The 26313-nt window shown below is 71.0% G+C and carries 21 protein-coding genes and 1 tRNA gene; 14 read left to right on the plus strand and 8 right to left on the minus strand.

The window, feature by feature from the left end:
• Positions 1 to 73: 73 nt before the first annotated feature.
• Positions 74 to 508 carry a hypothetical protein gene (locus tag WME90_RS02050; RefSeq protein WP_437279361.1) on the plus strand — a complete coding sequence of 145 codons (435 nt, stop codon included), beginning with the start codon at positions 74 to 76 and terminating at the stop codon, positions 506 to 508.
• A 91-nt stretch (positions 509 to 599) separates the two neighbouring features.
• On the opposite strand, the gene WME90_RS02055 is transcribed toward WME90_RS02050, so the two are convergent.
• A tRNA-Ala gene (locus WME90_RS02055) sits at positions 600 to 672 on the minus strand.
• A 168-nt stretch (positions 673 to 840) separates the two neighbouring features.
• A complete protein-coding gene (locus WME90_RS02060) occupies positions 841 to 2991 on the minus strand; it encodes a hypothetical protein (protein WP_437279362.1) in 2151 nt (716 codons plus the stop codon).
• Positions 2992 to 3211: 220 nt separating this feature from the next.
• Between WME90_RS02060 and WME90_RS02065 the strand changes: the two genes are divergently transcribed.
• Positions 3212 to 3457, plus strand: coding sequence for a hypothetical protein (locus tag WME90_RS02065; RefSeq protein WP_437279363.1), 246 nt, complete (start codon positions 3212 to 3214; stop codon positions 3455 to 3457).
• Here WME90_RS02065 and WME90_RS02070 read toward each other — a convergent pair.
• Positions 3418 to 3903, minus strand: coding sequence for a hypothetical protein (locus WME90_RS02070; RefSeq protein ID WP_437279364.1), 486 nt, complete (start codon positions 3901 to 3903; stop codon positions 3418 to 3420). The two genes, WME90_RS02065 and WME90_RS02070, sit on opposite strands and share 40 nt — an antisense overlap.
• Before the next feature lie 61 nt (positions 3904 to 3964).
• A complete protein-coding gene (argB, locus tag WME90_RS02075; RefSeq protein ID WP_437279365.1) occupies positions 3965 to 4819 on the minus strand; it encodes an acetylglutamate kinase in 855 nt (284 codons plus the stop codon).
• A gap of 94 nt (positions 4820 to 4913) precedes the next feature.
• Between argB and WME90_RS02080 the strand changes: the two genes are divergently transcribed.
• A complete protein-coding gene (locus WME90_RS02080) occupies positions 4914 to 6077 on the plus strand; it encodes a M20 family metallopeptidase (protein WP_437279366.1) in 1164 nt (387 codons plus the stop codon).
• Between the two features lie 257 nt (positions 6078 to 6334).
• Here the strand turns inward: WME90_RS02080 and WME90_RS02085 are convergent, their stop codons facing one another.
• The 3 genes from WME90_RS02085 to WME90_RS02095 all read right to left on the minus strand — a co-directional run bounded on the left by WME90_RS02085 (position 6335) and on the right by WME90_RS02095 (position 9411).
• Positions 6335 to 6853: a hypothetical protein gene (locus WME90_RS02085; protein WP_437279367.1), complete on the minus strand. Its 519-nt coding sequence runs from the start codon at positions 6851 to 6853 to the stop codon at positions 6335 to 6337.
• Positions 6854 to 7032: 179 nt separating this feature from the next.
• On the minus strand, positions 7033 to 7950 hold the full coding sequence (locus tag WME90_RS02090) for an endonuclease/exonuclease/phosphatase family protein (RefSeq protein ID WP_437279368.1): 918 nt from the start codon (positions 7948 to 7950) through the stop codon (positions 7033 to 7035).
• Between the two features lie 216 nt (positions 7951 to 8166).
• On the minus strand, positions 8167 to 9411 hold the full coding sequence (locus WME90_RS02095) for a class I SAM-dependent rRNA methyltransferase (RefSeq protein ID WP_437279369.1): 1245 nt from the start codon (positions 9409 to 9411) through the stop codon (positions 8167 to 8169).
• Between the two features lie 30 nt (positions 9412 to 9441).
• On the opposite strand from WME90_RS02095, the gene WME90_RS02100 reads away from it, so the two are divergent.
• From WME90_RS02100 to WME90_RS02115, 4 genes are all read left to right on the plus strand, one after another.
• Positions 9442 to 10515 carry a hypothetical protein gene (locus tag WME90_RS02100; protein ID WP_437279370.1) on the plus strand — a complete coding sequence of 358 codons (1074 nt, stop codon included), beginning with the start codon at positions 9442 to 9444 and terminating at the stop codon, positions 10513 to 10515.
• A gap of 516 nt (positions 10516 to 11031) precedes the next feature.
• Positions 11032 to 12234, plus strand: coding sequence for an FIST signal transduction protein (locus tag WME90_RS02105; RefSeq protein WP_437279371.1), 1203 nt, complete (start codon positions 11032 to 11034; stop codon positions 12232 to 12234).
• Between the two features lie 25 nt (positions 12235 to 12259).
• A complete protein-coding gene (locus WME90_RS02110) occupies positions 12260 to 14131 on the plus strand; it encodes an ATP-binding protein (RefSeq protein WP_437279372.1) in 1872 nt (623 codons plus the stop codon).
• Positions 14132 to 14243: 112 nt separating this feature from the next.
• Positions 14244 to 16202: a 4-alpha-glucanotransferase gene (locus WME90_RS02115; RefSeq protein WP_437279373.1), complete on the plus strand. Its 1959-nt coding sequence runs from the start codon at positions 14244 to 14246 to the stop codon at positions 16200 to 16202.
• A 104-nt stretch (positions 16203 to 16306) separates the two neighbouring features.
• Here the strand turns inward: WME90_RS02115 and WME90_RS02120 are convergent, their stop codons facing one another.
• A complete protein-coding gene (locus WME90_RS02120) occupies positions 16307 to 17803 on the minus strand; it encodes a hypothetical protein (RefSeq protein WP_437279374.1) in 1497 nt (498 codons plus the stop codon).
• 413 nt (positions 17804 to 18216) lie between these two features.
• Here WME90_RS02120 and WME90_RS02125 point away from each other — a divergent pair, with 413 nt between their 5' ends.
• The 7 genes from WME90_RS02125 (at position 18217) to WME90_RS02155 (ending at position 26145) form a co-directional block, all read left to right on the plus strand.
• Positions 18217 to 19941: a serine/threonine protein kinase gene (locus WME90_RS02125; protein ID WP_437279375.1), complete on the plus strand. Its 1725-nt coding sequence runs from the start codon at positions 18217 to 18219 to the stop codon at positions 19939 to 19941.
• Positions 19938 to 20915, plus strand: a complete 978-nt coding sequence (locus tag WME90_RS02130) for a PEGA domain-containing protein (RefSeq protein WP_437279376.1) — start codon at positions 19938 to 19940, stop codon at positions 20913 to 20915. The genes WME90_RS02125 and WME90_RS02130 overlap by 4 nt, the downstream gene beginning before the upstream one ends.
• A gap of 185 nt (positions 20916 to 21100) precedes the next feature.
• Complete coding sequence (locus WME90_RS02135) at positions 21101 to 22051, plus strand: hypothetical protein (protein ID WP_437279377.1); 951 nt, start codon at positions 21101 to 21103, stop codon at positions 22049 to 22051.
• A 42-nt stretch (positions 22052 to 22093) separates the two neighbouring features.
• A complete protein-coding gene (locus tag WME90_RS02140) occupies positions 22094 to 22867 on the plus strand; it encodes a thioesterase II family protein (protein ID WP_437279378.1) in 774 nt (257 codons plus the stop codon).
• Positions 22868 to 23007: 140 nt separating this feature from the next.
• On the plus strand, positions 23008 to 24654 hold the full coding sequence (locus WME90_RS02145) for a fumarate hydratase (RefSeq protein ID WP_437279379.1): 1647 nt from the start codon (positions 23008 to 23010) through the stop codon (positions 24652 to 24654).
• Between the two features lie 232 nt (positions 24655 to 24886).
• The gene (locus WME90_RS02150) at positions 24887 to 25204 is read left to right on the plus strand and encodes a hypothetical protein (protein ID WP_437279380.1); all 318 of its coding nucleotides are present in this window, start codon (positions 24887 to 24889) and stop codon (positions 25202 to 25204) included.
• A complete protein-coding gene (locus WME90_RS02155; protein WP_437279381.1) occupies positions 25204 to 26145 on the plus strand; it encodes an alpha/beta fold hydrolase in 942 nt (313 codons plus the stop codon). The genes WME90_RS02150 and WME90_RS02155 overlap by 1 nt, the downstream gene beginning before the upstream one ends.
• The last annotated feature ends 168 nt before the right edge of the window (positions 26146 to 26313 follow it).

Raw genomic sequence — 26313 nt, forward strand, 5'->3', positions numbered from 1 at the left:
CCACGTCGGAGCGCGTGTCGCGGCGGCCGCGCGCTCCGCCACCAGCGCCGCCGAGAGGCTGAGGAGCGAACGTATGGCCAAGATCGACGAGGACTACCCCGCGGCGCCGGTGTCCCGGCGAGCGCACGACGAGGACCGCCGCGCGAGCGCGCGCCCGAGCCGCTCGACCGACGCGGAGGTTCGAGCGCTCGAGCTGGCGACGTCTGCCGTCGCTGGCGTCAACGCGATTCAGGATGACGTGGCCGAGATCCGCGCGGCGCTCGGCCGTGCGCCGTCGCCTGGCCACGAGGGGACCGGGCTGATCGGCGCGGTGTCCGACATGCAGGCGACGCTGGCTCGGCTCGACCCGTCCGAACGGCGGGGAGGGACGCGCGCCCGCAACCTCGCGAGGTCGACCGGGGTGGTGGCGCTGATCGCGGCGCTCGGCGGCGGTGCCGGCATCGCGGGGATCGTCGAGGCGGCACGGGGCCACCTCACGATGGCCGAGGAGCGGCCGCACGCGCCCTGAGCACGCGCCTCGTGAAAAACCCTGGCTGTGACCCTGGCCAGGGGCGCGCCAGAGGTGCGGAAGGAATCGGATAAGCTAACGATTTCGAGGGTGGACCTGACAGGGATCGAACCTGCGACCTCTAGAGTGCGATTCTAGCGCTCTCCCAACTGAGCTACAGGCCCTCGCTTTCGAGAGCGCGGACTCTACTCGCCCGGGCGCCCCTGTCAAGCATCGATCGCTGTTTTCTCTCCGTCGCCGGTCCGTCGTTCGGGCGCTCGGGATCGTACCAGGGCGCGCCCCCGCGTTGCCTTGCTCGCCCTGGTTCCCCTGCTTCCCGGCGCTGGTTCCTGCTAGTTGGCCGGGCTCGGCTCCGCGGCGGGGGCGTCGGGCGGAGGCTCGGCCTGCGCGCGCGCCTGGGCCTTCGGGTTCTGGAAGACGAAGAGCTTCTCGCGCTCCTCCCCGTAGCTCTCCGTGCTGCCCCACTTCGGGTTCCAGTCCTTCACCCAGTACACCTCCCCGGAGACGAGCGTGTCCTCGGGCCGGCCCGTGCGCTCGGGGTAGCGGAGCATGTACTCCTTCATGGCGTCCCGGTACGCGGTGTTCGCCGGCAGCTTGATGCGGGCGAAGTAGTCGCACCAGATCTGGGTGTACGCGAAGCTCTTCGCGTGCAGGAGGTCGAAGTTCGGCGGCTCGCCGGTGAAAGGATCGATGTGGCGGCCGTCGACCGTGACGGCGTCGACGACGATCGTCCCGTCATCCATCACCGGGTTCGGTGAGAACATGAACCAGCCCTGGAGGAACCGGAGCTTCTGCGAGAGGACCCGCGTCGGCTCGGGGTGAGGCACCTTCCAGCGGTTCTTGATGACCCAGAGCTCGACCGCCGCCTGGTTGACGGCGCCGGCGAACATCACGAGCACGGCGAGCTCGCGCAGCGTCGCGAGCACCGTCCGGCCGGCCAGCCGGAGCGGCGCCGGCGGGGGCGCGATCTCCGAGCGCTCCGGGAGCCGCGCGCCGAGCGCCCGGCCCAGGCTGCGGCGGTGCGCCGCGGCCATCGCCGCGGTCGCCGCGTCTCGCACGAGCGGCAGCCGGAGCAGCCACGCCACGGCGGGGCCGAGCGGGATCGCCGCGACGATGTCGGCGAGCGCCGCGGCTCCCTCGGCCACCTCGCCGCTCGGGAGCCGCACCGAGAGCCCGTGCGCCGCGGCGCTCGACGCCTCGAAGGTGAGCAGCCCGAACCGGTCCATCCGCTTCAGCACGCGGCAGGCGAGGACGGCGCCCGGCGACCGCGGGTCGAACAGCACCGCGCGGGCCCGGTGCGCGCGCCGCATCGTGCGCGCGGCGATCTCCCAGTCCTCGCGGCCGATGAGGAGCGTGGAGAACACGCAGAGCGCCCACGCGAACGGGCCCAGCACGAACGTCGTGCCGAACCCGACGTGGAGCAGGTTCATCATCACGAGCGCGAGCCGCCGCGCCCACACCCGGCCGAGCGGCGACAGCAGGCACACCGGGATGGCCGCCTCGAACGAGATCACCATCCTCGTCATGAACAGGATGAGGAAGTTCGGCGCGTAGTCGCGGATGTCCGCCACGATCGGCGTCACCATCCGATCGACGTAGAGCACGAAGTGGACCGCGGTCCCGTTCTTCCAGGCGGGGCCGGTCTTGTGCACCACGTTGAAGAAGTAGATCGCCGAGATCTGGATCAGCAGGACGGGCCCGAGGACGGTCACGAAGGCGTCCGGCTTCCGCGGGTCGTCGAGCGTGGAGCGGTCGTTCAGATCGTCCGCGGTCCGCTCGCGGCTCCGCTTCATCGACGCGAGGAGCGCGTCGAGGGAGAAGCGATCGCCCAACGGCAGGAAGCACGTCCAGAGCAGGAGCAGGTTGTGGACGACGTAGCCGCCGTTCTCGATGAGCAGGATGCGCCCGTTCATGCTCGTGACGAACACGAGCGAGAGCACCTGCATGAGCTTCGTCTTCCAGCCGATGAGCAGGCAGACGTAGGTGGCGAGGATCACGGCCCAGAGGACCCAGAGCTCGCCGGGCGTGGAGAACGCGTTGACGAGCGAGAAGTTCCCGCCGCCCTGCGGGCGCCAGAGGTTCACGTGGTTCGGCAGGACGCCGATGTCCGAGAACATGTCGACCCACGCCCAGCGGCGGCGGAACAGGTCGCCGATGAGGAGGAAGCCGAGCAGGATGCGCGTGAAGCCGAGGGTCCGCCGATCGAACGTGAAGAAGCTGTCGCGGAGGATGTCCCACATCGAGGGCCCGCGCGGCCGGGGAGGCGGCTCCGGCTCCTCGTCGTCCTCCCCGTCGCGCTCGTCTTCCGCGGCGCTGTCGTCCGCCGCTGTCTCGTCGCGCTGCGCCTGCTTTGCGGCGCCGTCACGCGCGCCGGAGCCCCTCGCGGCGGCGGCCTCCGGGCCTGCTTCGCGGCGCTCGCTGGGGTCCTCGTTGCGGAGCGCGCCCTCGGGCCCACCCTCGTCGCGATCGTCTTTTGCGTTCATAAGGCGTCGAGATCGGTGCTGCGCGAGCAGAGCGCTCGCCGCTTCCCATCCCCTACCTACCGCAACCGCGCGGGCGCCGCACGAGGCGACAGGGGGCGCGCCGGGCGTGCGCACCGTTTGCGCCGCACCATTTGTGCCGCACCGTTTGCGCCTGTGGGGAGGATCGCGACCGCACGGCGCGCTTGATGCGCGCGGCGCGGGACGGTATCGAGGAGGAGACGTGCTCCCGATACCCGACGCGGAAGAGCGCCTCGCGCTCGCGAGCTGCGCCTTCGTGGCCGGCTGCATCCTGCTCGCGCCGCGCGAGTGGATCTCGGCGGGGCTCGCGCTCGCGCTCGCTGCGGCGCTCTTCGGGTGGCACCTCCGGCTGCGCGCCGGGGCCGCGAAGGGAGGGCCGGCGGCGGTGGCGCAGGGCGCCCGCAGCGCTCAGGGCCTGCCGGGGGAAGAGCCGCGGGAAACCGCCTGAACGCGCAGCGGAGGGCGGCCGAAGCGCGCGCGCACGCGGTCGGCGACGGCGCGCACCTGCGGCGCCCCCAGGAGCCGCCGCTCCACGCGCCGCTTGCCGGGGATGTCGAGGAGCATCACGCCGATCAGGATCACCAGCGCGCCCGGACCGGGGATGCCGGGCAGCGACAGCACGATCCCGAGCGCCACGGCCATCACGCCGAGCAGGTTCTTTCCGATGCGCGCCGCCACGCGCACCCAGGCGGAGCGCCCTTCCAGGAAGGGCGCCTCTTCCTGCCTCTCCAGGTAGTCCTCGGGCAGCCGAACCAGCACGAACGCGACGAGCGCCATGCCCGCGATGAAGCTGACGAGGCACACGCCCACGCCGATGGCGAGCTGCTCGCGGTGCGCCTCCGCGAAACCGAGCGCAGCGTGGACGGCATCCGTCGTCGAGGAGGCGGGGAACATACGGCGATGAGGCGGGGAGCATACGGCGCGGGGCCGGCTCGGGCGAGGCGGGGCGGGCGGCTCAGGGGACGAGCACGGTGCCGATCGAGCCCGGCTCGCTCGCTTCGCGCGCGAGATCGCCCGGCTTGAGCCGCCCCAGGATGTGGATGCGGCGGACGCCCTCGGCGAGCGCGGCGAACGACTCCTCGAGCTTCGGGATCATCCCGCGCGTGACGGCGCCGCTCGCGATGAGGGCGCGCCCCTCGGCGACCGTGAGGCTCGGGATGCGCGAGGCGGGGTCGGAGACGTCGCGCAGCACGCCCGGCACGTCGCTCACGAGGAAGAGCCCCGCCGCGCCGAGCTCGATGGCGACCCGGTTGGCGACCGTGTCGGCGTTGATGTTGTAGGCCTGGCCGTCCGCGCCGGCCCCGAGGCAGGCGAGGACGGGCAAGTAGCCGCCGCTCCCGAGCAGCTCGAGGAGCCCGCGGTCGACGCCCGTGATGTCGCCGACGAGGCCGAGGTCCACCGGCTCGGGCCCGGCGCTGGCGTAGACCTGCGGCGGCCGCTTGACCGCCGAGAGGGCGGGCCCGCTCGCGCCGTGGAGCCCCACGGGCCTAGCGCCCGCGGCGAGGAGCGCGGAGCACAGGTCGACGTTGAGCTTGCCGGCGACGACCATCTTCATGACGTCGAGCGTCTCCGCGTCGGTGACGCGCTGACCGGCGACCTGCCGGACGGGGATGCCGAGGCGCTCCTGCAGCCGGCTGGCCTGCGCGCCGCCGCCGTGGACGACGATCGCGCGCGTGCCCGCGCGGGTGAGCGCCGCGAGGTCGCTGGAGAGGATGGCGAGGGCAGGGCCGCCCACGACCTCGCCGCCGAGCTTGATGACGAGCGGGCCTGTCGCCGTGGTCACGGGCGCCTCCGCGCTGATCTGGGACATTTCATGAGGGGGACACGTATCACTTCCGCAGCGGCCAGGGCAGAGGTCGCCGGGGGGCGCGGCGGGGTCCGGGGTTCCGTGGCATGCTGGCGCAGTGATCCAGGCCCTCAGACAGGCGCTCTCCGACCGCACGGAGCCGATGCTCGCGCTCCTCGAGCGGCTCGTGAGCCTCAACTCGTTCACGGACAACCCGCGCGGCGGCGACGCGGTTGGCGAGGTCATCGCCAACGAGCTCTCGACGATCCCCGGGCTGTGCGTTCGGCGGATCGCCAGCGCGCGCTACGCCGCGCACTGGGTGGTGGAGAGCGAGGCGGCGAAGGCGTCGCCGGCGGGGCACGTCGCCCTCGTCGGGCACCTCGACACGGTGTTCCCTCCGGGGACCTTCGAGGGCTTCCGCCTGGACGGGGAGCTCGCGCGCGGGCCTGGCGTGCTCGACATGAAGGGCGGGATCGTCGTCACGATCGAGGCGCTCAGGGCCCTGGAGGTGGTCGGCGCGCTAGCGGAAATCCCGGTGCGGCTCGCGATCGTATCGGACGAGGAGGTCGGGTCGCCCGAGGGGCGCCCGCTGCTCCAGCGCGAGCTCGCGGGCGCGGCGTGCGCGCTCGTGTTCGAGGCGGGGCGCGAGCGGGACAGGATCATCACCGCGCGCAGGGGCACGGGGAACGCGGTGGTGCGGGCCACGGGCAAGGCGGCGCACGCCGGCAACGCGCACCAGCAGGGCGCGAACGCGATCTGGGCGCTCGCGCGCTTCATCGACCGGGCGCAGCGGCTCACCGACTACACGCGCGGGGTGACGGTCAACGTTGGCGTGGTGAGCGGCGGGCACGGCAGGAACACGGTGCCCGACGCGGCGGAGGCGGGGGTCGACGTCCGCTTCGTGAGCCGCGCGGACGGCGAGGCGCTCCTGGAGGCGCTCTGCGCGGCGGCGCACGAGGCGTCGGTCGAGGTGCCCGGCACCGCCGTGCGCGTCGACGGCGAGATCGCGCGGTCGCCGCTCGTGCGGACCGAGGCGAGCGCGGCGCTCTGCCGGGAGTACGCGGCGCGCGCGCGGGCGGCGGGGCTCGGCGACGAGGAGGCGCCGCTCATCGGCGGCGGCTCCGACGCGAGCTCGACGGCGGACATCGGGATCCCGTCGATCGACGGCCTGGGGCCGCGGGGGAGCGGCTTTCACACGAAGGACGAGCTCATCGAGGTGAAGACGCTCGTGCCCAAGGCGGAGGCGCTGGCGGCGTTCCTGCTGGGGCGGCGCGCGCCGTGAGGTGAAGTCCTGCCGACCGGGGCGGAGCGCGCAGAGGGCGAGCGCGAGCGCGCAGAGGACGCAGAGACCCGCGCGCAGCGGCTCGCCGCGCGCCTGCGAGCGCTGGGCGTGGATCCCGACTCGGGCTTCACGTCGCGGTGCACGATCCCGAGCTCGTGCGCCGCCGCCCCCGGGCCAGGGCTCCGATGGGCGCGCCGCGAGCGCACGCGCGTCGTGCGCGGCACGTCTCGCTGCGCGTATGGCCGCGCGGAGGGGCGTCAGGAAGACAAGCCATCGAGCGGCAGAAGGTCGCCGTGGAGCTTGAGCACCTTCCCTGCGGGAAAGCTCGCATCAACCTGGACGCCGCCGACGATGCGCAGGCCGAACCCCGCGGAGTCGAGGCATGCGTACTCTGTCGCCGCATCGAACCTCGCCTTGGTCGGATGCTCCTCGAGCACCACGCGGATCCCGTGAGGCGTGCCGAGCTGGCGGTCGAGCACGCGCTTCGCCATCTCGTTGTGCTCCGAGGCGCCAACCAGCACCGGCACGTCTGCAGGGTCGTTCTGGGAGATGCCTCGGACCCGCAGCATTCCGTGCACGTCCTTGCTTTGGAGCCGGCGATACTCGTCGACGGTGGCGGGAAACGCCGACTGCTCCACGAAATCCGCCAGGAACGCGCCGAGCTTCTCGGGCTCATGAAACGTGGTGCCGTTCATGTTCATGACGCGTACGCTGTCCCCGTCCAGCCAGAACGTCAGCAACATGGTGCTGACGTCGCGCCGGTACTTCGGGTACACGAACAGCGTGCGCCTCCGGGGGTGCCCCATCGTGTGCAACTCGGCCCGGATCCAGGGGGTCTCGTCAAGCGTCGCGCGAAAGTCTTCGAGCGTCTGGACGAGAGGGATCTCGGGCTCCGCAGGCTCGGCAGCCGAGGCGACGGCCTTGATCCGGTCCCTCCATGTCGGTTGAGTGCTGCTCACGCGGGAACCTCCTCGTTCTTCAAGGCGAGCTCCACCGGTAGATGGTCGCCATACTCACCGTTCATCGTCATGCGGTTGGCTTCGACCAGCACCTCGTCGCCCAGTCGGTCCAGGATCTCGAGCCGCTCGATGCGGCTAGCAAGGTCTGGGCTCACAAGGATCTGATCGAGGCACTGCCACGTCACCACGCTGTCGTCATCTTTCCGGTAGTACGTGCCGCGCGGGTGCGCGCCGCGTTCAGGTAGCCAGCGCCACATCGGATTGTACAGCGGTCGGAGCTTCTGGAAGCTCTTCACTCCCGCCAGATCCGCCCGGCTCGCGTACCTTTCTCCTTGGTGGAAGATGTCCATGCCGAAGTCGTCCCGCGCGGGGATCGGGTCCCTCTCGTCGTTGAGATCGATCTTGTCCCGGGTCGCCCAGAGCGAGGTCCGGAGAGCGATCTCGCGGTCGAAAGGGTGCGCATTGAAGTCACCGAGCACGACGAGGGGACCGCCGTTCCAAAATAGCCTCATCTGGTCGGACAGGCTCGCGACGATGCGCTCCCGCGGCCAATCTCTGGGCAGGTTGCGGAGGTCGGGGAGGTGGACGCCGACCATCTGGATGAGGCCGAGCCTGGGTGCCTTCACATCAACCCCCACCATGCGCTCTGCGGCCGCGCGCTGCACGCCGGGGATGAACGTGATCGCCCGATTCTCGCTCACAACATCGCGGCTCGCCAGCATCACCACGCGCTGGTCGGTGAGCGGGGTAAGTGCAGCCAAGGCGTCGCCGCTCCACCCGCGGATCTGATCCTCGGTTGTTCTCTCCGGCATCTCCTGGAAGCAGGCGACGACTGTGCCCTTCGCCGCGAGGTACTTGCAGGCGATCTCCAGCGCCTTGTCCTTCCCTCGCAGGTTCCACGTGAACGTCAGCACGGTGGCGAACCTAGCCCTTTCCCAACAGCCGAGCCAGCCGCTGTAGCGGCAACGTCTTGCCCGCACGTCCCGTGTCAGCGTCTCGAGCGGCGGCCCGCGCGCTTCATCGCGTGCCTCGCGCGCCCGTTGGACCCTCGATGAGGAGCGCGCCCCGGCCCACGACTGCCCCGACCGCGAGGTCGCGTCAGCGGGCGCGCGCCCGCGCCCGCGACGAGCTCACTCCAGCACCACGAACTTCAGGTACCGCCCCTCCCACCACGCCGGCAGCGTCGGGTGGTCCTCCGGCTGCCCGTGGATCGCCCGGATCCGCAGGTCGTCCCGCTCCAGGGTCGCGTCGTCCAGCGTCGCCAGGAAGTCTTCCGCCGTGATGTGGCTCGAGCACGACGCCGCGCACAGCACGCCGCCTCGATCGAGCACGCGCGCGACCGCGGCGTGCAGCCGCCGGTAGGCGCCGAGCGCCCGCGGCTTGGCCCGCTCGCTCGGCGCGAAGCTCGGCGGATCGCAGATGATGAGATCGTACCGGTCCCCGCGCGCGCGGGCCTTCTCGAGGAAGTCGAACGCGTCCGCCGTCACGAACTCGTGCGCCGCCGGATCCACGCCGTTCTCGCGGAACGTGCGCTGCGCCGACGCGTGCGCGGCCGACGCCGAGTCGACGGAGGTGACCCGGTCCGCGCCGCCGAGCGCCGCGGCCACCGAGAAGCCCCCCGCGTAGCTGAACAGGTTCAGCACGCGCCGCCGCCCGCCCGCGAGCGCGCGCACGCGGGCGCGGTTGTCGCGCTGATCGAGGAACGCCCCCGTCTTCTGCCCGCGCGCGAGATCGACCTCCATCGCGATCCCCGTCTCCCTCACGAAGAGGCGATCCGGCAGCGGCGGCCCGTGCAGGTGCGTGAGCTTCTTCCCCTCGGCGTCCTCGCTCGCCGAAGGCCCGCGCGCGCGGAGGCCGATCGAGCGCACGCCGAGGGCGCCCAGCGCGCGCCCGAGGTGCGGGAGCAGGCGATCGAGCCAGGGCGCCAGCATGTCGCCGTCGAGGCGGATCACCGCGGCGCGATCGTACCGATCGATGACCAGCGAGGGCACCCGGTCCCCCTCGCCGTTGCACAGCCGGTAGGCCGTCGTGTCGCGGCCGGCGAACCAGCCGTCGCGCAGCGCGAAGGCGCGCTCGAGCCGCTCCGCGATGGCGCGCTCGTCGAGCGGCCGCGCCTGCGTGCGCTGGAAGACGCGGACGGCGATCGCCGACTCGGCGTCCCAGAGCCCGCGCCCGAGGAACGGCGCTCCCTCGGCCGACAGCTCGACGACGTCGCCCGACGCCGCGACCCCCCCGCCGCGAGGCGCGCGCTCGCCGCGCTTGCCCTCGCCGCGCTTGCTCCCGTGCCCGCCGCCGTCCGCGATGCCGTCTCGGTAGACCCACGGGTGGCCGCGTCGGACGGCGGCGGCGGCGGCCGCGGTGAGATGGACCCGCATCGGCCCCGCCTAGCACGGTAAGCTCGCAGCGTGCTGCTCCGTGTTCGTTCGTTCGGTTGGGCCTGCCTCGGGGGGATCTCGCTCGCTGTCGCGGCTGCCTGCACGCATGACCACGACCTCCTCGGCCGGGAGCCGTCGAGCGCGGCGAGCACCTCCGGCGCGGGCGGCGGCCCGGGAGCGACGGCGAGCAGCGCGACGACCACGGGCGCGGGCGGCGGCGATGTGGTCGAGCCGCCGGGGCCGACAAAGCTCACGGTGGTGAACGGCGTCAGCGATCACGACGCGGTCCGCTTCTGCTTCCTCGCGTACCCCGACGGCACCGGCGCCGGCGTGGATCCCTGGCCGAGCGACGGCGAGGGCCTCGCGTTCGCGCGGGCCCAGGCGGTCGAGCCGCTCCGCGCGGCGATCCCCGGGGGGACGAGCCTGCAGACGCACGTGATCGCCGGCGACCTCCGCGCGACGGCGGGGCTCGACTGCGCCGAGATCCTCGCGCTCGCCGCGGAGGCCGGCGCCCCGATCGTGGCCGCCGGGCTCCCCGTGCTGCCGGCGCCCGTGTTCGCCGAGGAGAAGAGCCTCCTCCTCGTCGCCACCGGCTGCCTCGGCGGCGAGGGGCACACGCACGAGAGCGAGGAGCAAGGCTGCGGCGACGCGTACTCGATCGACACGCCGACCGCCGGCCTCGTCGCGGTCGCCATGTCGCGGCGGACGAGCTTCGGCAAGGTGAGCCTGCAGGTCGCGCACGCGAGCGCGGCGACGCCGGTGGTCCATGTGGAGCTCACGCCCGGGAGCGCCCTCGGGAGCGGGGTGACGCTCGCGTACGACCTTTCGTACGGCGCGATCGCGCCGTTTCCGCCGTTCACCGGGTTCTCGCGGGGCGACCTCGGCACGCTCGAGGACGTGGCGATCGAGACCCGCGATCCCGTCGACGCGACGGTGACCTCCTCGGTGCGCCTGCGCGAGATCCTGGAGCGCAGCGACGTGCCGGCGACGGCCATCACGGACGGGGAAGCGTTCGTGCTCGTGGCCATCGGGGCTGCTCCGGGGGCGGAGAGCGGCGGTTTCTGGCACCCCCTGACGTACGCGCTTCTACCTGCGGATCCCTAGGGCTGTCCCCGAACGTCCCATTTCAGGCGAGCGTCTTCGGCGAGCGTCGGGCGCTGACCGTATTTCAAGGCGGGCCGACCACGCAGCGTCCGGCGGCGCCCAAGGAACTCGCCTCGATTCCGCCTCGGGCATCGAGCGTGGCGCGCAATCCCACGTCGCTCCCGTGGACGCCACGTTGTCCAGCGTTTGCACAAGACCCTGATTGCTCCCGTACAGTCGAATCGTGTGTGTCCAGCGTGCCTGACCAGCTTGCAGAGCACGTTGTCGTATTGAAGGATAAGGGTCCGCCCTCTCGGGTCTCGGGCGCCTCCCTCTCTCCTCCGCGGGGCCGCGCTTCACGGGCCTTGCCATGGCTCTGCCTGGTTTTTCGCCAAGGCGCATCGCACCGGGAAAATCGTGAGTCGCTCGATGAGCGGGAGCGCCCTGTACGGATGACATCACAGGATAACCGCGCGCCGTGACGATCGGATAAATCTCCAGTATAACGCGAGTGCCCAAATTCCGGGGGGAGACAACATGGCGACACAGGTATTTGTCGGCGCGAGCTCCGTGGAGGATCCGAAGGCGGCCGCCTCGGAGGCCGTGGCGGCGGCGCTCGGTGGATTCTCGCGGCCCTCGCGCGCTGAGCACGTGGCGCGACCGGCATTCGCGCTCGTCTTATCGACGGACCAGTACGACGCCGACGCGCTCGCCGCGGCCGTGACGAGCGAGCTGCCCGGGGTCCCCTGGGCGGGGTGCTGTACGGCGGGGGTCTTCGCCGGAAGCCGGCTGCTCCGGCAGGGGCTCGTGGTGGGGCTGGTCGCCTCGGAGACGGTGCGTGTCGGCGTCGGGGTCGCGCAGCCGGTGAGCGAGGACGGGCGGCGCGCCGGCGTGCTCGCCGCCTCGCGCGCTCTCGAGGCGTTTCCGTCGTCCGTCCCCGCGGGGTGGAGCCGCGCGCTCATCGTGCTGCCGGACGCGGTCACGGGCAACGCGGCCGACGTGGTGCGCGGCGCGGTCGAGGTCGGCGGGACGGGCGTCGTCTGGGCCGGCGGCGGCGCGGGCGATAACCTCCGCTTCGTGCGCACCGCGCAGTTCGCGGGCGGCCGCGCGTACTCGGACAGCGTCGTCGTTGTCGCGATCGACTCGCCGTCGCGCATGGCCACCGGCATCCGCCACGGCTTCCGGCCGTACGGTCCGCCGACCATGGTCACCCGCGCCGAGGGCATGGTGCTCGCCGAGCTCGAGTACGAGGGCGCCTTCTCGGTCTACCAGCGCGCCGCGCGGGCGAGGGGGGATCAGGTGAACCTCGACGGCTTCGCCTCGTTCGCCATGACCCACCCGCTCGGCATCCCGCAGGCCGACGGCGAGCACGTCATCCGCGACCCGCTGCGCGTGGTCTCGCCGGGGGGGCTCTACTGCGTCGGCGAGGTCCCGGACGGGTGCCTCATCCGCGTCATGGAGGGTGACCCCATCGGCCTCGTCGGCGCCGCGCGCGAGGCCGCGACCACGGCGCGCGACGCGGTGGCCGGGCCCATCGCCGGCGCGTTCGTGTTCGACTGCATCTCGCGGTGCATGATGCTCGGCGACACCGTGCGCGACGAGCTGACCACCTTCGAGAGCGAGCTCGGCGAGAGCGTGCCCGTGATGGGCTGTCTGACCTTCGGAGAGGTCGGCACGCTGGGCCGCGGCGTGCCGCAGTTCCACAACAAGACCGCTGTGGTGCTCGCCCTGGGGGCCTGAGCGACGGAGCGGTTGGAGCCCTGTCATGGCGAGCGGCGAAGATCATGAGATCCAGGAGGAACGGCTGGCGCTCCTCAGCGTCCTCCAGGAGCTCACGGTCGCGGCGCTCGACCTCTTCGATCCTCACCAGTCGATGGCGGTCTTCCTGGAGCGGCTCGCCGAGCGGCTGAGCTGTATCGCGGTGCTCGTGCTCGTCGAGCCGGCCCCGCTCGCCCCGCGGCTCCTCGACGCCGCCGGGCTGTCGGCGAGCTCGCGCGCGCTGCCCATCCCGCCGCGCTCTCCGCCCGCGGCGGGCGAGCCGGCCGGCGAGGGCGCGGGCCTCTCCTTGCCGTACCCCGAGCTCGCGCGGCCTGGGCTCGTGACATGGCACTTCTCGCTGGAGGGGCAGGGCGACAGCGGCGCGTCCAGCCTCCTCCTCTGCTTCGAGGGCGAGCCGCCGTTCGCGCCTCGGTACCGGGGCATGATGCGCCGGCTCACGGCGACCTTCCGCACGGCGCTCGTACACCGCCTGCTCTACGCCCGCATGATCGAGAACGAGCGCGAGCGGGCGCGGAACCTCGCCGCCGCGGAGGCGGGGCGCGCGGCGGCGGAGGCGGCGCAGCGGCGCGCGGCGTTCCTCTCGGAGGCGAGCCGGCTGCTCTCCAGCTCGCTGAACTACGAGGCGACGCTTGTGCGCGTCGCGCGCTTGCCGGTCCCGTTCGTCGCGGACTGGTGCATGGTCGACATCATCGAGCGCGAGGCGATGCTCCGGCGAGCGGTCGTCGTCCACGCCGATCCTCAGAAGAGCGAGCTCGCGCGCCTCCTGCAAGGCCAGACGCCGATGGACTCGGTCCTCCCGTCCGGCGTGGCGCGCGTGCTGGAGACGGGCGAGGCCGTGCTCTGCGAGGTCGCGGGCGCGCCCGCCGCCCCGGAGGACGAGGGCGCCTCGTACGACAGCGAGCCGCCGGCGTCGGCCAGCGAGGCGCTCCTCATGGAGCTCGGCCTGCGGCGCTACATCTCCGTGCCGCTCGTCACGCGCGGCACGATGCTCGGCGTGCTCACCATCGCGTCCGGCCGCGACGACCTCACGTACGGCGTGGAGGATCGGGCGCTCGCCGAGGATCTCGGGCGGCGGGCGGCGCTGGCGATCGACAACGCGCGGCTGTACGAGAGCGCGCAGCGTGCGATCCGGGCCCGGGAGGAGCTCGTGGCGGTGGTGTCGCACGATCTCAAGAGCCCGCTCGCCACCATCGTCATGAACACGAGCCTCCTGCGCCGGAAGCTGCCGAGCTCGGACGAGGCGGTCGACGTGCGGCGCCCCGTCGAGCGCATCCAGAAGGCGGCGGATCGCATGAACCGACTCATCCGCGATCTGCTCGACCTGGCGAAGCTCGACGGCGGCCATATCTCGATCCAGCCGGTGCCGCACGACGTCGCTGGCCTCCTCGGCGACGCCCTCGAGCTCCTGCGGGAGGAGGCGGCGGAGAAATCGCTGCGCCTCGAGCAGAGCGTCGAGCTCGGCGTCGATCGGGCGCTCTGCGATCGCGAGCGGATCCTGCAGGTGATCGCCAACCTCGTCGGCAACGCGATCAAGTTCACGTCGGCTGGCGGCGAGGTCGCGATCCGGGCCGAGCCGTGGGGCCGGGAGGTGCGCCTCTCGGTGCGCGACACCGGCCCGGGCATCCCGGAGGACCAGCGGGCGAGGATCTTCGAGCGTTACTGGCAGGCGAAGGAGACGGCCCACAAGGGCACGGGGCTCGGCCTCTCGATCGCGAAGGCGCTCGTCGAGGTGCACGGCGGGCGGATCTGGGTCGAGAGCAAGGTGGGCGAGGGGAGCACGTTCTTCTTCACGCTGCCGATGGTGGAGGCCGCGGGCGCGACCTCGGGAGTCGCGGCGGGCACGCGGCTCGGGGCCTGACAGAGGCGCTCAGGGTTCGCCGTACAGCGGTGTAATCACATCACTGATGCGGGAGTGACTCTTTCCTTCGCGCGTTGGCGGTCGGATCCGTTCATCGCTATACCTTGCCACGATGAAGGACGTCGGGAACGACAGGGGCGACGCGACGCCGGTCCAGGCTCGATGGGGCGATGACGAGAGGGGGCTCGTCGCGGCCGCGTTGCGGCTGCTGGGCATCCGCAACCTCGTGCTCGCGATCCACGATCCGAGCTTCCCCTCGGACGACGCGGAGGACATCGGGCGCGGGTCCCCGTACACCGAGGGCGGGCGCCGATTCCTCCGGTTCGCACGGGATCTCGGCTTCAACGGCATCCAGCTCGGGCCGCAGGGGGAGACCTCGGCCGACAACGCGTCTCCGTATGACGGCACCATCTTCTCGCGGAGCACGCTGTCGATCGCGCTCGCCCGGCTGGTCGAGGGCGGCCCGTCCGGCGCGCTCCTCCGCCCCGAGTCGTTCAGGAAGATCGTCGCCGGGAAGCCCCCTGGCAGCGAAAGGCGCGCGCAGCACGGCCACGCCTACCGCGCGCAGCGCGCCGCGCTCCGCGAGGCGTACGCGACGTTCGAAGGGCGGCGGAGCGCCGGCGAGCTCGGCGAGCTCGGCGACTTAGAAGGCCGCCTCGACGCGTTCAGGCGGAGGAACGCGGCCTGGCTCGAGAGGGACGGGCTCTACGGCCCCCTCTGCGCCGAGCACCGGAGCGGCTGGTTCCACACCTGGTCTGGCGAGCCGGATCTGGACCGGCGCCTCTTCGCGCCTGGCCCTGGCGAGGTGATCGCGTGCGGGGAGCGCAGGAGAGAGCTCCTCGACCGGTACCGCGACGAGCTCGGCTTCTACGCCTTCTGCCAGCTCCTCGCGCACGAGCAGCACGCGGCGCTCCGGGCGGAGACCGAAGAGCTCGGGCTCAAGCTCTACGGTGATCTGCAGATCGGCTACTCGCCTCAGGACGCCTGGGCCTATCAATCGGTCTTCCTAAGGGGCTATCTGATGGGGGCGCCGCCGAGCCGGACGAACCCGGAGGGCCAGGTGTGGAGCTATCCTGTCCTGGATCCCGCGCAGTACGAGGACGCCTCCTCCGGCGGGCTCGCGCTCGTGCGCGCGCGGATGGACAAGATGTTCGACGAGTTCGACGGCGTGCGCCTCGATCACCCGCACGGCCTCGTCTGCCCCTGGGTGTACGCCGCCGACGCCCCCGATCCGCTCCGCGCCGTCCAGGGGGGAGCGCGGCTGTTCTCGTCGCCCGACCTGCCGGAGCACCCGTTGCTCGCGCGGTACGCCATCATCTCTCCCGCGCAGCTGAACCGCGCCGTGCCCCGGTACGCCGACGACTGGGTCACCTCGCTGTCTCCGGAGCAGGTCGGGCGCTACAGCGTGATATTCGACACGATCGCGCGCTGCGCGGAGGCCCGCGGGCGCGCCATCTCCGATGTGGTGTGCGAGGTCCTGAGCACGCTCCCGTTCCCGCTCGGGGCCGTCCTCGAACGTCATGGGCTGGGGCGCTTCCGGGTCACGCAGAAGGCCGATCTCGACAACCCGAAGGACGTCTATCGCAGCGAGAACGCCGCGCCCTCCGACTGGATCATGGTGGGGACCCACGACACGCCGCCGCTCTGGAGGCTCCTCGACACGTGGGAGCGCACCTCCGCGCTGGGGCGGCAGGCGGCGTACCTGGCCACGCGCCTCGCGCCCTCGCCGGCCGAGGAGGGCGCGATGGCGCGCGCGTTCGCGTCCGATCCTCGCCTGCTGGCGCAGGCCAAGCTCGCCGACCTCTTCGCGAGCCAGGCGTCGAACGTGATGGTCTTCTTCTCCGATCTGCTCGGGATGAAGGAGATCTACAATACCCCCGGGACGGTGGGCGACCAGAACTGGTCGCTGCGGGTGCCTCGCGATTACGAGCGGTCCTATCTGGAGATGCGCGCGCGCGGCGCGGCCCTCGATCTACCGCGCGTGCTCGCGCTCGCGCTTCGCGCGCGCGGGGGCGCGGAGTCGGCAGAGCGCGGGGACCTCGCCAGGCGGCTGGAGCGCCGCCCGCGGTAGTTCAGCGGGAAATTCGCAGGGAGACGCGGAGATTGCTGGATTTTTTTTCTCCCCCCGTCTCCCCGTCTCCCTGTGAATTCTCTCGAAAGATTCGGGGATATGTCTCAGTTCGGGCTCCACACGGCCCATTTCCCCGACGTGGCCCATGTGTCGCTCGCATCCTTGAACGCGCCTATGAAGGCGGCGCTCGCGTCGAAGAAGTCGTCCGGCGGCACCGCCGCGTCCTTGGTGAGGGACGTCGCGGGGCCGAAGACTGGCGCGGAAGGGTTGAAGCAACCCTGGATACCGGGGTCCTCCTCCCGATTCTTCCGATCAGGTCCTCTCAGGAACCCGATCTCATTGAAACCCCCGTCGTCGTCCTGGAGAATGCCTGTTCCGTCGCTCGCCTCGGCGTAGGCGAAGTGATTCACCAGGTTGAAGAAGATCGAGCTCGATATGTTCTGCTCGTGATCCAGATCGCGCACGTCGAGGCCCGACTCGAAGCCCGTGACGATCGTGTTGAAGATGTTCGCCTTCGTCGACCGGCGGAGGAGGATGCCGTACTGCTCCTTGTCCACGTCCACGCCTTTCCCGCAGAGCGTCGCGTTGTAGATCGTCGGCTCGCTCCGAGGCTCGAGCGCCGGCGTGAGCGCGAGCGGGTCATTGTCCCCCTCGAACCCGTTCGTCTCCTCTGCGACGTCCGGGTCCAGCTGCGCCACGAGGAACTGGAGCTCTCCGCGATAGCCTTGGTCCCAGTCGAAGGCGTCGTCGCCGCTGTACTGGCAGGCGAGGTGCTTTGCGTTCACCGTGCCTCCGAAGAACTCGAAGCAGTCGTCGGACACGTGCCTCACCTGGACGAAATCGATGATCGTCCCCCGGCCGACCCCGCCGAGGGTGAGCCCGTTGATCTCGTTGTTCGGCGCGAGCTTCACGCCGGAGTACTCGATGCGCACGTATTTGAGCGTGCCGCTCGAGTCGTTCTCGTCGATGCCCCCGTATTGCCCATTGTTCGTCAGCCCCTCGATCTGGCCCGGGGTGCGTGTGCCGTTCGCGTCCACATGGTTCGTCGGTGCGTTGCCGAGGAGGATGACTCCCCCCCAGTCGCCGGGCATGCGATCCTTCGGGGGCTTGCTGCTCGTGAACACGATGGGCTCATCCCTGGTGCCCACGGCGATGAGCTTGGATCCGGGGTGCACCACGAGGGCGGCGGCGACCTGCGGGTTCGTCTCGCCGAGGAGGGTCGTGCCCTTCTCGATGGTCAGCGTCGCCCCGGCCGAGACGTTCACCTGGCCCTTGAGGGTGTAATTCTTGTCACATTTGAGCGTGAAATCCTCCGTGATATCCCCGGTGATCTCGACGGTCGGCTTGTCGGCCGCCGCGCACCCTCCCGTCATGGGGTCGCCCTCGCCGCCGGCAGAGCCGTTCGACGAGGGCACGCAGACGCTGGCCGTGAGATTGCAGACGGCGCCGTTGAACCGCGCGCAGTCCGCGTCGGAGTCGCATTGCACATCGCGCTGCTCGACGATGAGCGAGCACGCGAGGGCGCCCGTGGCGAGGGCGCCCATGGCGAGCGCGAGGGCGACGGCAGGTGATGAATCGACGGGACGGCGCTTGTGGTTCATTGCAATGACCCGATAACAAGGAGCGCTGTTGACGCCGCGCCGAGCGCTGGCCACAGACGCGTTCGGGAGAGGTGGTCGTGCGCAGGAGCTCTGGGCCGGAGCGTCGCGCCGGCGCTCTTCTGGAGCGAGTTGAGCCGCTACGCCGCTCCGCGCGGCCGAGATCGAGGGCTTCGCGGGCGCCCCTGCCGTCCTCGCCAGAGCGGGCGCTCTGTTCTGGCGCAGAAGAGAACAAATAGAATCGTATCTGTCAAGTAGGGCCGCGCTGCAAGGCCGACCGGGACATGGCGAGAACCGTCGCTGAGAGCCCGTCGCATTCGCGAGAACGTCACATGGGAGCCGCTTCGAGGTAACAGGTCGAGGGCATTCTCCGGGCCGGGCTGTCCTCCCTCTGGGGATCGATCCGGCCAGGTCGAATGAGCGCTCCCAGCGATCCCAATGGTTGGCGGAAATATCGCCCGATTGCCGAGATCGGCAGGGGCGGCATGGCCGATGTCTGCCTCGCGGTCGCCCAGGGCCCTGTCGGATTCAACAAGCTCGTCGTGCTGAAGCGGGTGCGGCCCGAGCTCGTGGAGGACGGCGAGATCCTCGCCATGTTCCTCGACGAGGCGCGCCTCGCGGCCCGATTGAATCATCCGAACGTGGTGCAGACCTACGAGGTCGGCGACGAGGGGGCGCGCTTCTTCATCGCCATGGAGTACCTCGACGGCCAGCCGCTCGGCAGCGTTCGTTCCCGCATGGGCCACGACAAGGTGCCGCTCCCGCTCCAGGTGCGCGTCCTGTGCGACGCGCTCGCCGGCCTCCATTACGCGCACAACCTGCGCGATTTCGATGGCACGCCCATTCACGTGGTCCACCGCGACGTGAGCCCGCAGAACATCTTCGTCACCTATGATGGCGTGATCAAGGTGGTCGACTTCGGGATCGCCAAGGCGGCCGACTCGCTGACGGAGACGCGCACCGGAACGCTCAAGGGCAAGGTGTCGTATATGTCGCCGGAGCAGGCGCGCGGAGAGCGCGTCGACAGGCGGTCCGACGTCTTCTCCATGGGTGTGATCCTCTGGGAGGCGATCGCCCGGAGGCGCATGTGGAAGGGCTTCAACGACCTCGCGATCCTCGGGCGGCTCGCCCTCGGAGAGGTTCCGAGCCTCAGGGAAGAGGCGTCCAAGGTCGATATCGACCCCGAGATCGAGCGGATCTGCCAGAAGGCGCTCGCGCCCGCGCTCGAGCACCGCTATGCCACCGCGGCCGAGCTGCAGGCGGATCTCGAGCGCTGGCTCGGCGAGCACCACCGGGGCATGACCGCGCGGGAGGCCGGCGAGATCGTGGCCGGCCAGTTCGCGGACGATCGGGCGCGGATCAAGCAAGTCGTGGAGGAGCAGCTGCGCGGCGTGCGCTGGACCGGCAGCTATCCCAGGGTCACGCTGACGCCCGACCTGCCGAAGCTGGGCACCGGTCCGGTGTCGATGACGCCGACGCTGACCGCGCCCGCGGCTGTCACCCCCACCACGGACGGGAGCTCGATGCTCCCTTCGGTGAGCACCACCGAGGCGAAGGAGCGCGCCGCGCGCTCGAACCGCGCTCTCTTCTTGATAGCGTCCACCTTCGTCGCCCTCGGGGTCGCCGCGAGCGTCGGCGTCTTGCGTGTGCAGCCATGGAGGATCGCGGCGGACGAGCGCCGCGAAGCGCACCTCGCCGCGCCGCCTGCGGCGGAGCCCTCTCCGAAGGAGGACGAGGCCATCCGCCTCGTCGTCCGCGTCTCGCCGGCCGACGCGAAGCTCTCCATCGATGGGTCGCCGGCGTCGATCGGCGCCTACGAGGGCCGCCTCGCCAGGGATGGCCGCGCGCACGTCATCCGCGCCGAGGCGCCCGGCTTCATCGCTCAGGAAGAGAGGGTCACGGCGAGCAACGATCTCTTCTTGAGCCTCGCGCTGAAGAGCGAGCCGGAAGCGCAGCCGGTGAGACCCGCCCCCATCGGCCGGAGCGCTCCGGCAGGCGTCGCCGCGGCGCCGTCGAGCGTCGCCACGGCGCCGTCGAGCGCTGCCGCGGCGCCGTCGAGCGCTGCTGGGCCGTCGTCGCCACCGTCCACCGCGCAGAAGCCGAAGCGGGGGATCGATCCGGAGAGCCCGTACGCCCGATGACGACCCCGAGAGCGCTCGCCCTCTGCGCCGCGATGCTGCTCAGCGCCCCGCTCGGCGCGCTCGCGCAGCCTGCCGGCGCCGGCAGGACCGAGGAGGCCGACGCCCGCTTCCGGCGAGGCGTCGAGCTCTACAACGAGGTTGATTATGGCGCCGCGCTCACCGAGTTTCGCCGCGCCTACGAGCTCGCTCCCGCGTATCAGGTGCTCTACAACATCGCGGGTACGTGTTTTCAGCTGAAGGACTACGCCTGCGCGCTGCGCGCCTTCGAGAAGTACCTCGCCGATGGTGGCGCGCAGATCCCGGGCGGCCGGCGGGCCGACGTGGAGCGGGACATCGCCGTCCTGCGGAGCCGCGTCGCGACGGTGGAGATCTCGACATCGGAACCTGGCGTCGAGATCTCCGTGGACGACGTTCCGGCAGGCAAGACGCCGCTCCCTGAGCCCCTGCTGATGAGCGCCGGACGCCGCCGCATCGTCGCCGAGGCGCCGGGCCGCCCTGCGGTCATGAGGGTCGTCGACGTCGCCGGCGGTGATCACGTTCAGCTCAAGATCGAGCTCCCCGAAGCGCGAGCCCCGCAGGGCACGGGCCGCGCGCCGGCGCCGGGCGCCCCGGTGGGCCGCGCGCCTCGCCAGCAGCGGAGCGTGCCCGTGCTCCCATGGCTCGCGACCGGCGCGCTCGCCGTCGGCGCGGCCACGACCGGGGTGCTCGCGCTCGGCGCCTCCGGTGACCTCGGCGCCGCGCTCGATCGGTATCCCGGCGACGCCCGCGCCATCGAGCGAGCGCGGACGAAGACCGCGGCCCTCGCGCTCACGGCCGACCTGCTCGCGGGCGCCGCCGTGCTCGTCGGCGGCGTCTCGCTCTACCTGACTGTCGCTGGCGGAGACCCGGAGCGCGGCGACGGAGAGCGCGCGTCGTCTCCCTCGGTGGGGCTCAAGATCGCGCCGGCGTCTCTCCAGCTCGCGGGCTCCTTCTAGGACCGACGCAGAGCGTCGCAGGGTCGCGACGGTCAAAAGGCTTGCATCCAGGGCGCTGGAGCTGCATTGATCCGAGCGCTCGCCGCGGCCAGGGGGCTCTCCCGTACGACGCTGCGGCGACGGTGCGACAAGGTGGTCAATCGCCCGCGCAGCCCGCGAGTTGAGAACGAGATGGGAGACACCAGGTGAGCACGACCAAAGCGGCTCTTGGGACCCTGTTCCTCACGCTCTCCCTGGCCGCGCCTGCGCTCGCGCAGGAGGCCGCGCCGCGGCAGCCCATCACGGACAAGACGAAGGAGCGTTGGGCCAAGAGCCAGGGCGGCCGGTTCGGATTCGAGATCGACGTCCTCAGCTCGTCTTACCAGGAGCAGATCGCGGCGGCTGGCGGCGAGGAAGCCTCCGTCGAGGAGTCCTCGCGGCTCGGCGTCGCCATCACCGCCGCCACGCAGTACAAGGTCTTCGCGGGGCTCCACCTCGACGCGGAGATCCCGTTCGTCTACGGCGATGTCTCTGGCCGTCAGTCCACAGACCTGTTCGGCAGGCGGTTCCAGAGCGACGCAGAGTACAGCCAGTTCTTCATCGGCAATCCAACGTTCGGCCTCCACTATGCTGGCAACGTGCTGCCCATCCTGGCGCTATTCGGCGGCATGAGCTTGACGATCCCGCTCCACCCGCACCCGGGTAGGGAGCTCGAGGTCGCGTCGGTGGCGAATTTTCCCGCGCGGGCTTACTTCGATGCGCAGCGCGTGCTGCTCGCGCACTGGGCCTTCCGGGCGCGCGTCGGGACCGAGATCAACGTCGGCAAGGTCCTGTTCCTCACCCACGATCTCGCGATTCAGAGCTTCTTTCCGACCCGAGACTGGGACGACACGAAGACCGTGGTCGAGCAGGGCAACGAGATCGAGTTTCGCCCGTTCGGCAATTTCGGCCTCGGCATGCGCCTTCAGGCGGCTTTCCCCCTCTCCTCGAGCAACTCCGCCCAGCTGGCGGCGGAGCCGTTCGTCGGCTGGGAGCCGCTCGTGAAGGGCTCCTTCACCCGCGTCGGCGCGCTGATCGCGCTCGACGACGACCTCGGCTTCGGCCTGGACGCGGGGAAGGTCGCCACCATCCGTGTTGCCCTGGGCAGCAAATGGTAGGGGGCGAGCGCGTCAGGGGCGAGCTACCCTGAGCGCCCCACGATGACGATCACCGGCTCGATCCGCGATCCCTGGGTCGGCTTGCCGCGGCCGAACCCTGCCGCCCGGCTTCGCCTCTTCTGTGCGCCTTACGCGGGCGGCGGCTCGTCGATCTACAGCACCTGGTGGCGCGAGCTCCCCGCGCACACGGAGCTCTGCCCGCTCAGGCTCCCCGGCCGGGAGGCGCGCATGAGCGAGCCGCCTTTCGAGCGCCTGACACCGCTCGTCCAGGCCCTCGCCACCGCGATCGAGCCGTGGCTCACGAAGCCGTTCGCGCTGTACGGTCACAGCCTCGGCTCGCTTGTGTGCTTCGAGCTCGCGCGCGAGCTCCGCCGGCGGGGCGCGCCGCTGCCGCGCCATCTCCTCGTGTCGGGCCGGCGCCCGCCTCACGTCCCCGTCCCTGAGCTGCTCCACGGCCTGCCCGAGCCCGAGTTCGTCGAGGAGCTCCGCCGCATCGGCGGCACGCCCGACGACGTGCTGCGCGAGCCGGAGCTCCTCGCGCTCTTCCTGCCTATCCTGCGCGCGGACTTCGCGGTCAACGAGGTCGAGCCGTTCGTCCCCGAGGCCCCGCTCGATTGCCCGATCTCCGCGTTCGGGGGCCTCGACGACGAGCGCGCGGGCCGCGCCGAGATGGAAGGCTGGCGCCATCACACGCGCGGGGCCTTCCGGATCGAGATGTTCCCCGGCGGGCACTTCTTCCTGCGGAGCGCCCGCGAGCCGCTCCTGCGGTCGATCTCGGCCGTCCTCGACGACGTGGCGCGCGAGCTCCCCGCGTGACGGCCGGCGCTGGGTGGGTGTTGAGCCCGGGGCCGGAGCCATGCAAAGAAGGAGGGACCTGCAGCCGCTCTGTCTCTCTGTCTCTCTGTCTCTCTGTCTCTCTGTCTCTCTGTCTCTCTGCTTCCCCGGAGACCCGAACGATGACCGATTTCCAGTACCAGGACATGCTGCCCCTCGGCCATGACGAGACCCCTTACCGCCTCGTCAGCCGCGACCATGTCTCCACCTTCGACGCCGCCGGCTCGACCTTCCTCAAGGTCGAGCCGGAGGGGCTCACCCTGCTCGCGCGCGAGGCGATGCGCGACATCGCCCACCTCCTCCGGCCCGGTCACCTCGCGCAGCTCGCGCGGATCCTCGGCGATCCCGAGGCCTCCTCGAACGATCGCTTCGTCGCCCTCGAGCTCCTCAAGAACGCGAGCATCGCCGCGGGGGGCGTGCTCCCGTCGTGCCAGGACACCGGCACGGCCGTCGTCATGGGCAAGAAGGGCCAGCTCGTCTTCACGGGCGGCGGCGATGAGGCCGCGATCGCGCGCGGCGTCTTCGAGACCTACCGCGCGCAGAACCTGCGCTATTCGCAGCTCGCGCCGCTCGACATGTACAAGGAGGTCAACACGAACGACAACCTCCCCGCGCAGATCGAGATCTTCGCGACGGACGGCGACGCCTACAAGCTCCTGTTCATGGCGAAGGGCGGCGGCTCCGCGAACAAGAGCTATCTTTATCAGGAGACCAAGGCGCTCCTGAACCCCGAGAGCCTGCTCTCCTTCCTCGAGGCGAAGATCCGCGCGCTCGGCACGGCGGCGTGCCCGCCGTACCACCTGGCCATCGTCGTCGGCGGCACGTCGGCCGAGTACACGCTCAAGGTCGCGAAGCTCGCCTCGGCGCGCTACCTCGACACGCTCCCGGCCGACGGCAACGCGCGCGGGCGCGGCTTCCGCGATCGCGAGCTCGAGCAGAAGGTGCTCGAGCTCGCGCAGCGGACGGGGATCGGCGCGCAGTTCGGGGGCAAGTACTTCTGCCACGACGTGCGGGTCATCCGCCTGCCGCGCCACGGCGCCTCGTGCCCTGTCGGCATCGCCGTCTCGTGCTCCGCGGATCGCCAGGCGCTCGGCAAGATCACGCGCGAGGGCATCTTCCTCGAGCAGCTCGAGACCGAGCCCGCGAAGTACCTGCCCGAGACGACGGACGCGGATCTCGAGGGCGAGGTCGTGAAGCTCGACCTCCGCCGTCCCATGCGCGAGATCCGCGCGGAGCTCTCGAAGTTCCCCATCCGCACGCGGCTCTCGCTGACCGGGCCGATGATCGTCGCGCGAGACATCGCGCACGCGAAGATCAAGGAGCGCCTCGATCGCGGCGACGGCATGCCGAGCTACATGCAGGAGTTCATGGTCTACTACGCGGGTCCCGCGAAGACGCCGGCGGGTTATGCCTCTGGCTCGTTCGGGCCCACCACGGCCGGCCGGATGGACGCGTACGTCGACCTCTTCCAGGCGAACGGAGGCAGCTTCGTCATGCTCGCCAAGGGCAACCGCTCGCCCGCCGTCACCGCGGCGTGCAAGAAGCACGGCGGCTTCTACCTGGGCTCGATCGGCGGTCCGGCCGCGCGCCTCGCGAAGGACTGCATCAAGAAGGTCGAGGCGCTCGAGTACCCCGAGCTCGGCATGGAAGCCGTCTGGAAGATCGAGGTCGAGGATTTCCCCGCCTTCATCGTCGTGGACGACAAGGGCAACGACTTCTTCGCCGACATCAACAAGCCGGCCGGCCGCAAGCTCGACGTCGCCGGCTGAGCTCCGAGCGCCGCCTCGCGGTCAGGCTGCGCCTCTTGTCCATCGTGCTTGCGTGACACGGCTCGTGATCCGGTGGGGACACCGGGGTCGACGAGCGTCGCCTGCGGCAAAACGTCACATTCGAGGCGTCTTTGCTCCTGTTAAGTCCGGTATTGCCTCCACGAGCTCGCTCGGGGCTGGGATCCGCCGAGGCACAGCCCGTGCTTTGACCTCCTCGTGGAAGGAGCTGAGCATGACAGTTCGACCTGATCGCACGGTGTCTCATGGCCACGCTGACGCTGGGCATCACCGCTTCGAGGATCGGCACGGTGGTATGGACGGGGCTCGCCATCACCTGGAGGAGGAGCGCCTGGAGCGGCTGGTGCGCGCCGCGCAGGAGGTCGCGGGCCAACAAGCAGAGCGTAAAGAGCGCGAGAAGCGCGGCGATGCCGGCCAGGAGGGGCGGCACGGCGACGGCGGCGCCAAGTCGCGGCCGGCGCCGAGGAATCCCAGCCTGGTCGACCTCGAGCGCGCGGACAACGAGGGAATGCTTCCTCCGGGGGAGGCGTGATGGGCGCACGTGCGATGAGCCTCGATGGGCTCGTCGATCGGCTCGTGCCGAGCGCGCTCCGTCCCCCGGAGCGCGCTCCCCTGGCGCCGGCGCTCGACGCGGAGGTACGGCACGTGGACACGTGGAGCGCGGGGCGCCTCGCCTATTACGTGGACACCCGCGCTGCCGGGCGCCCCGTGGTGCTCGTGCACGGCGTCGACGCGGCCGCCTCGTCCAGGGAGATGGCGCCCCTCTTCGACGCGCTCCGCGGCGAGCGGCCGGTCTATGCGCTCGATCTCCCCGGCTTCGGCCTCTCGGAGAGAGCGGACCGCGTCTACGATCGTGAGCTCTACCGCACCGCCGTGCGCCGGTTCCTTACGGACGTGGTGCGCGCGCCCGGCGGCGCCGATGTCGTCGCGCTCTCCCTCTCCTCCGAGTTCGCCGCCGCCGTCGCTTGCGAGGAGATGAGCATCGTCCACAGCCTCGTGCTCGTCTCCCCGACGGGGCTCGGCCGTGAGCCGCCCGGATCGAGCGCTCTCCTCCGGGCCGTCTCGCGCGTCCCCTACGCCGCGGAGGCGCTCTTTCGGGTGCTGGCGTCGCCGCCCAGCATTCGCTGGTTCCTGAAGAAGAGCTTCGTCGGCGCGCCGGATCCAGGCCTCGTCGACTATGCCATCAGCGCGTCGAAGGAGCCTTTCGCCCACCGCGCCCCCCTCGCGTTCATCGCAGGGGCCCTGTTCACGGAAGACGCCTTCCAGCGCATCTACGCGCGTCTGCCCGTCCCAACACTCATCCTCCACGATCGAGACCCGTATTCGCGCTTCGACCGCCTCGCGGAGCTCACGCAGCAGAACGCGCGCGTGGAGGCTGCCCGCATCGCGCCGACGCTGGGTCTCCCACACTTCGAGCAGCTCGACGCCACGCTCGAGATCGTGCGCAGGTTCTGGGCGCAGGACCCTTGGTAGATCTCCTTCCCAGCACGACCAGGACGGCCTGAGAGGCTGTGGCTCCGCGCGAGACGGACGTCGGTTTCCTGCGGAGCCCCAGGGCTCCGCAGGAAACCGAGCTGGCCCGCTCCATCGCGGACCGTCGCCCGCGACGCTGGATATGTATGCGCCATTACGGATTTGTCC

Origin of the sequence: Sorangium sp. So ce375 (genome assembly GCF_051473855.1) — a bacterium.
Classification (GTDB): Bacteria; Myxococcota_A; Polyangia; order Polyangiales; family Polyangiaceae; genus Sorangium.

What these genes read in the sequence shown, in the direction of transcription:
- argB (WP_437279365.1), bottom strand. Translation starts at nt 4,819, where the DNA reads ATGTCCCAGATCAGCGCGGAGGCGCCCGTGACCACGGCGACAGGCCCG.
- WME90_RS02130 (WP_437279376.1), top strand. Translation starts at nt 19,938, where the DNA reads ATGACGACCCCGAGAGCGCTCGCCCTCTGCGCCGCGATGCTGCTCAGC.
- WME90_RS02105 (WP_437279371.1), top strand. Translation starts at nt 11,032, where the DNA reads ATGGCGACACAGGTATTTGTCGGCGCGAGCTCCGTGGAGGATCCGAAG.
- WME90_RS02050 (WP_437279361.1), top strand. Translation starts at nt 74, where the DNA reads ATGGCCAAGATCGACGAGGACTACCCCGCGGCGCCGGTGTCCCGGCGA.
- WME90_RS02145 (WP_437279379.1), top strand. Translation starts at nt 23,008, where the DNA reads ATGACCGATTTCCAGTACCAGGACATGCTGCCCCTCGGCCATGACGAG.
- WME90_RS02125 (WP_437279375.1), top strand. Translation starts at nt 18,217, where the DNA reads ATGAGCGCTCCCAGCGATCCCAATGGTTGGCGGAAATATCGCCCGATT.
- WME90_RS02110 (WP_437279372.1), top strand. Translation starts at nt 12,260, where the DNA reads ATGGCGAGCGGCGAAGATCATGAGATCCAGGAGGAACGGCTGGCGCTC.
- WME90_RS02120 (WP_437279374.1), bottom strand. Translation starts at nt 17,803, where the DNA reads ATGAACCACAAGCGCCGTCCCGTCGATTCATCACCTGCCGTCGCCCTC.
- WME90_RS02115 (WP_437279373.1), top strand. Translation starts at nt 14,244, where the DNA reads ATGAAGGACGTCGGGAACGACAGGGGCGACGCGACGCCGGTCCAGGCT.
- WME90_RS02095 (WP_437279369.1), bottom strand. Translation starts at nt 9,411, where the DNA reads ATGCGGGTCCATCTCACCGCGGCCGCCGCCGCCGCCGTCCGACGCGGC.
- WME90_RS02150 (WP_437279380.1), top strand. Translation starts at nt 24,887, where the DNA reads ATGACAGTTCGACCTGATCGCACGGTGTCTCATGGCCACGCTGACGCT.
- WME90_RS02070 (WP_437279364.1), bottom strand. Translation starts at nt 3,903, where the DNA reads ATGTTCCCCGCCTCCTCGACGACGGATGCCGTCCACGCTGCGCTCGGT.
- WME90_RS02140 (WP_437279378.1), top strand. Translation starts at nt 22,094, where the DNA reads ATGACGATCACCGGCTCGATCCGCGATCCCTGGGTCGGCTTGCCGCGG.
- WME90_RS02155 (WP_437279381.1), top strand. Translation starts at nt 25,204, where the DNA reads ATGGGCGCACGTGCGATGAGCCTCGATGGGCTCGTCGATCGGCTCGTG.
- WME90_RS02060 (WP_437279362.1), bottom strand. Translation starts at nt 2,991, where the DNA reads ATGAACGCAAAAGACGATCGCGACGAGGGTGGGCCCGAGGGCGCGCTC.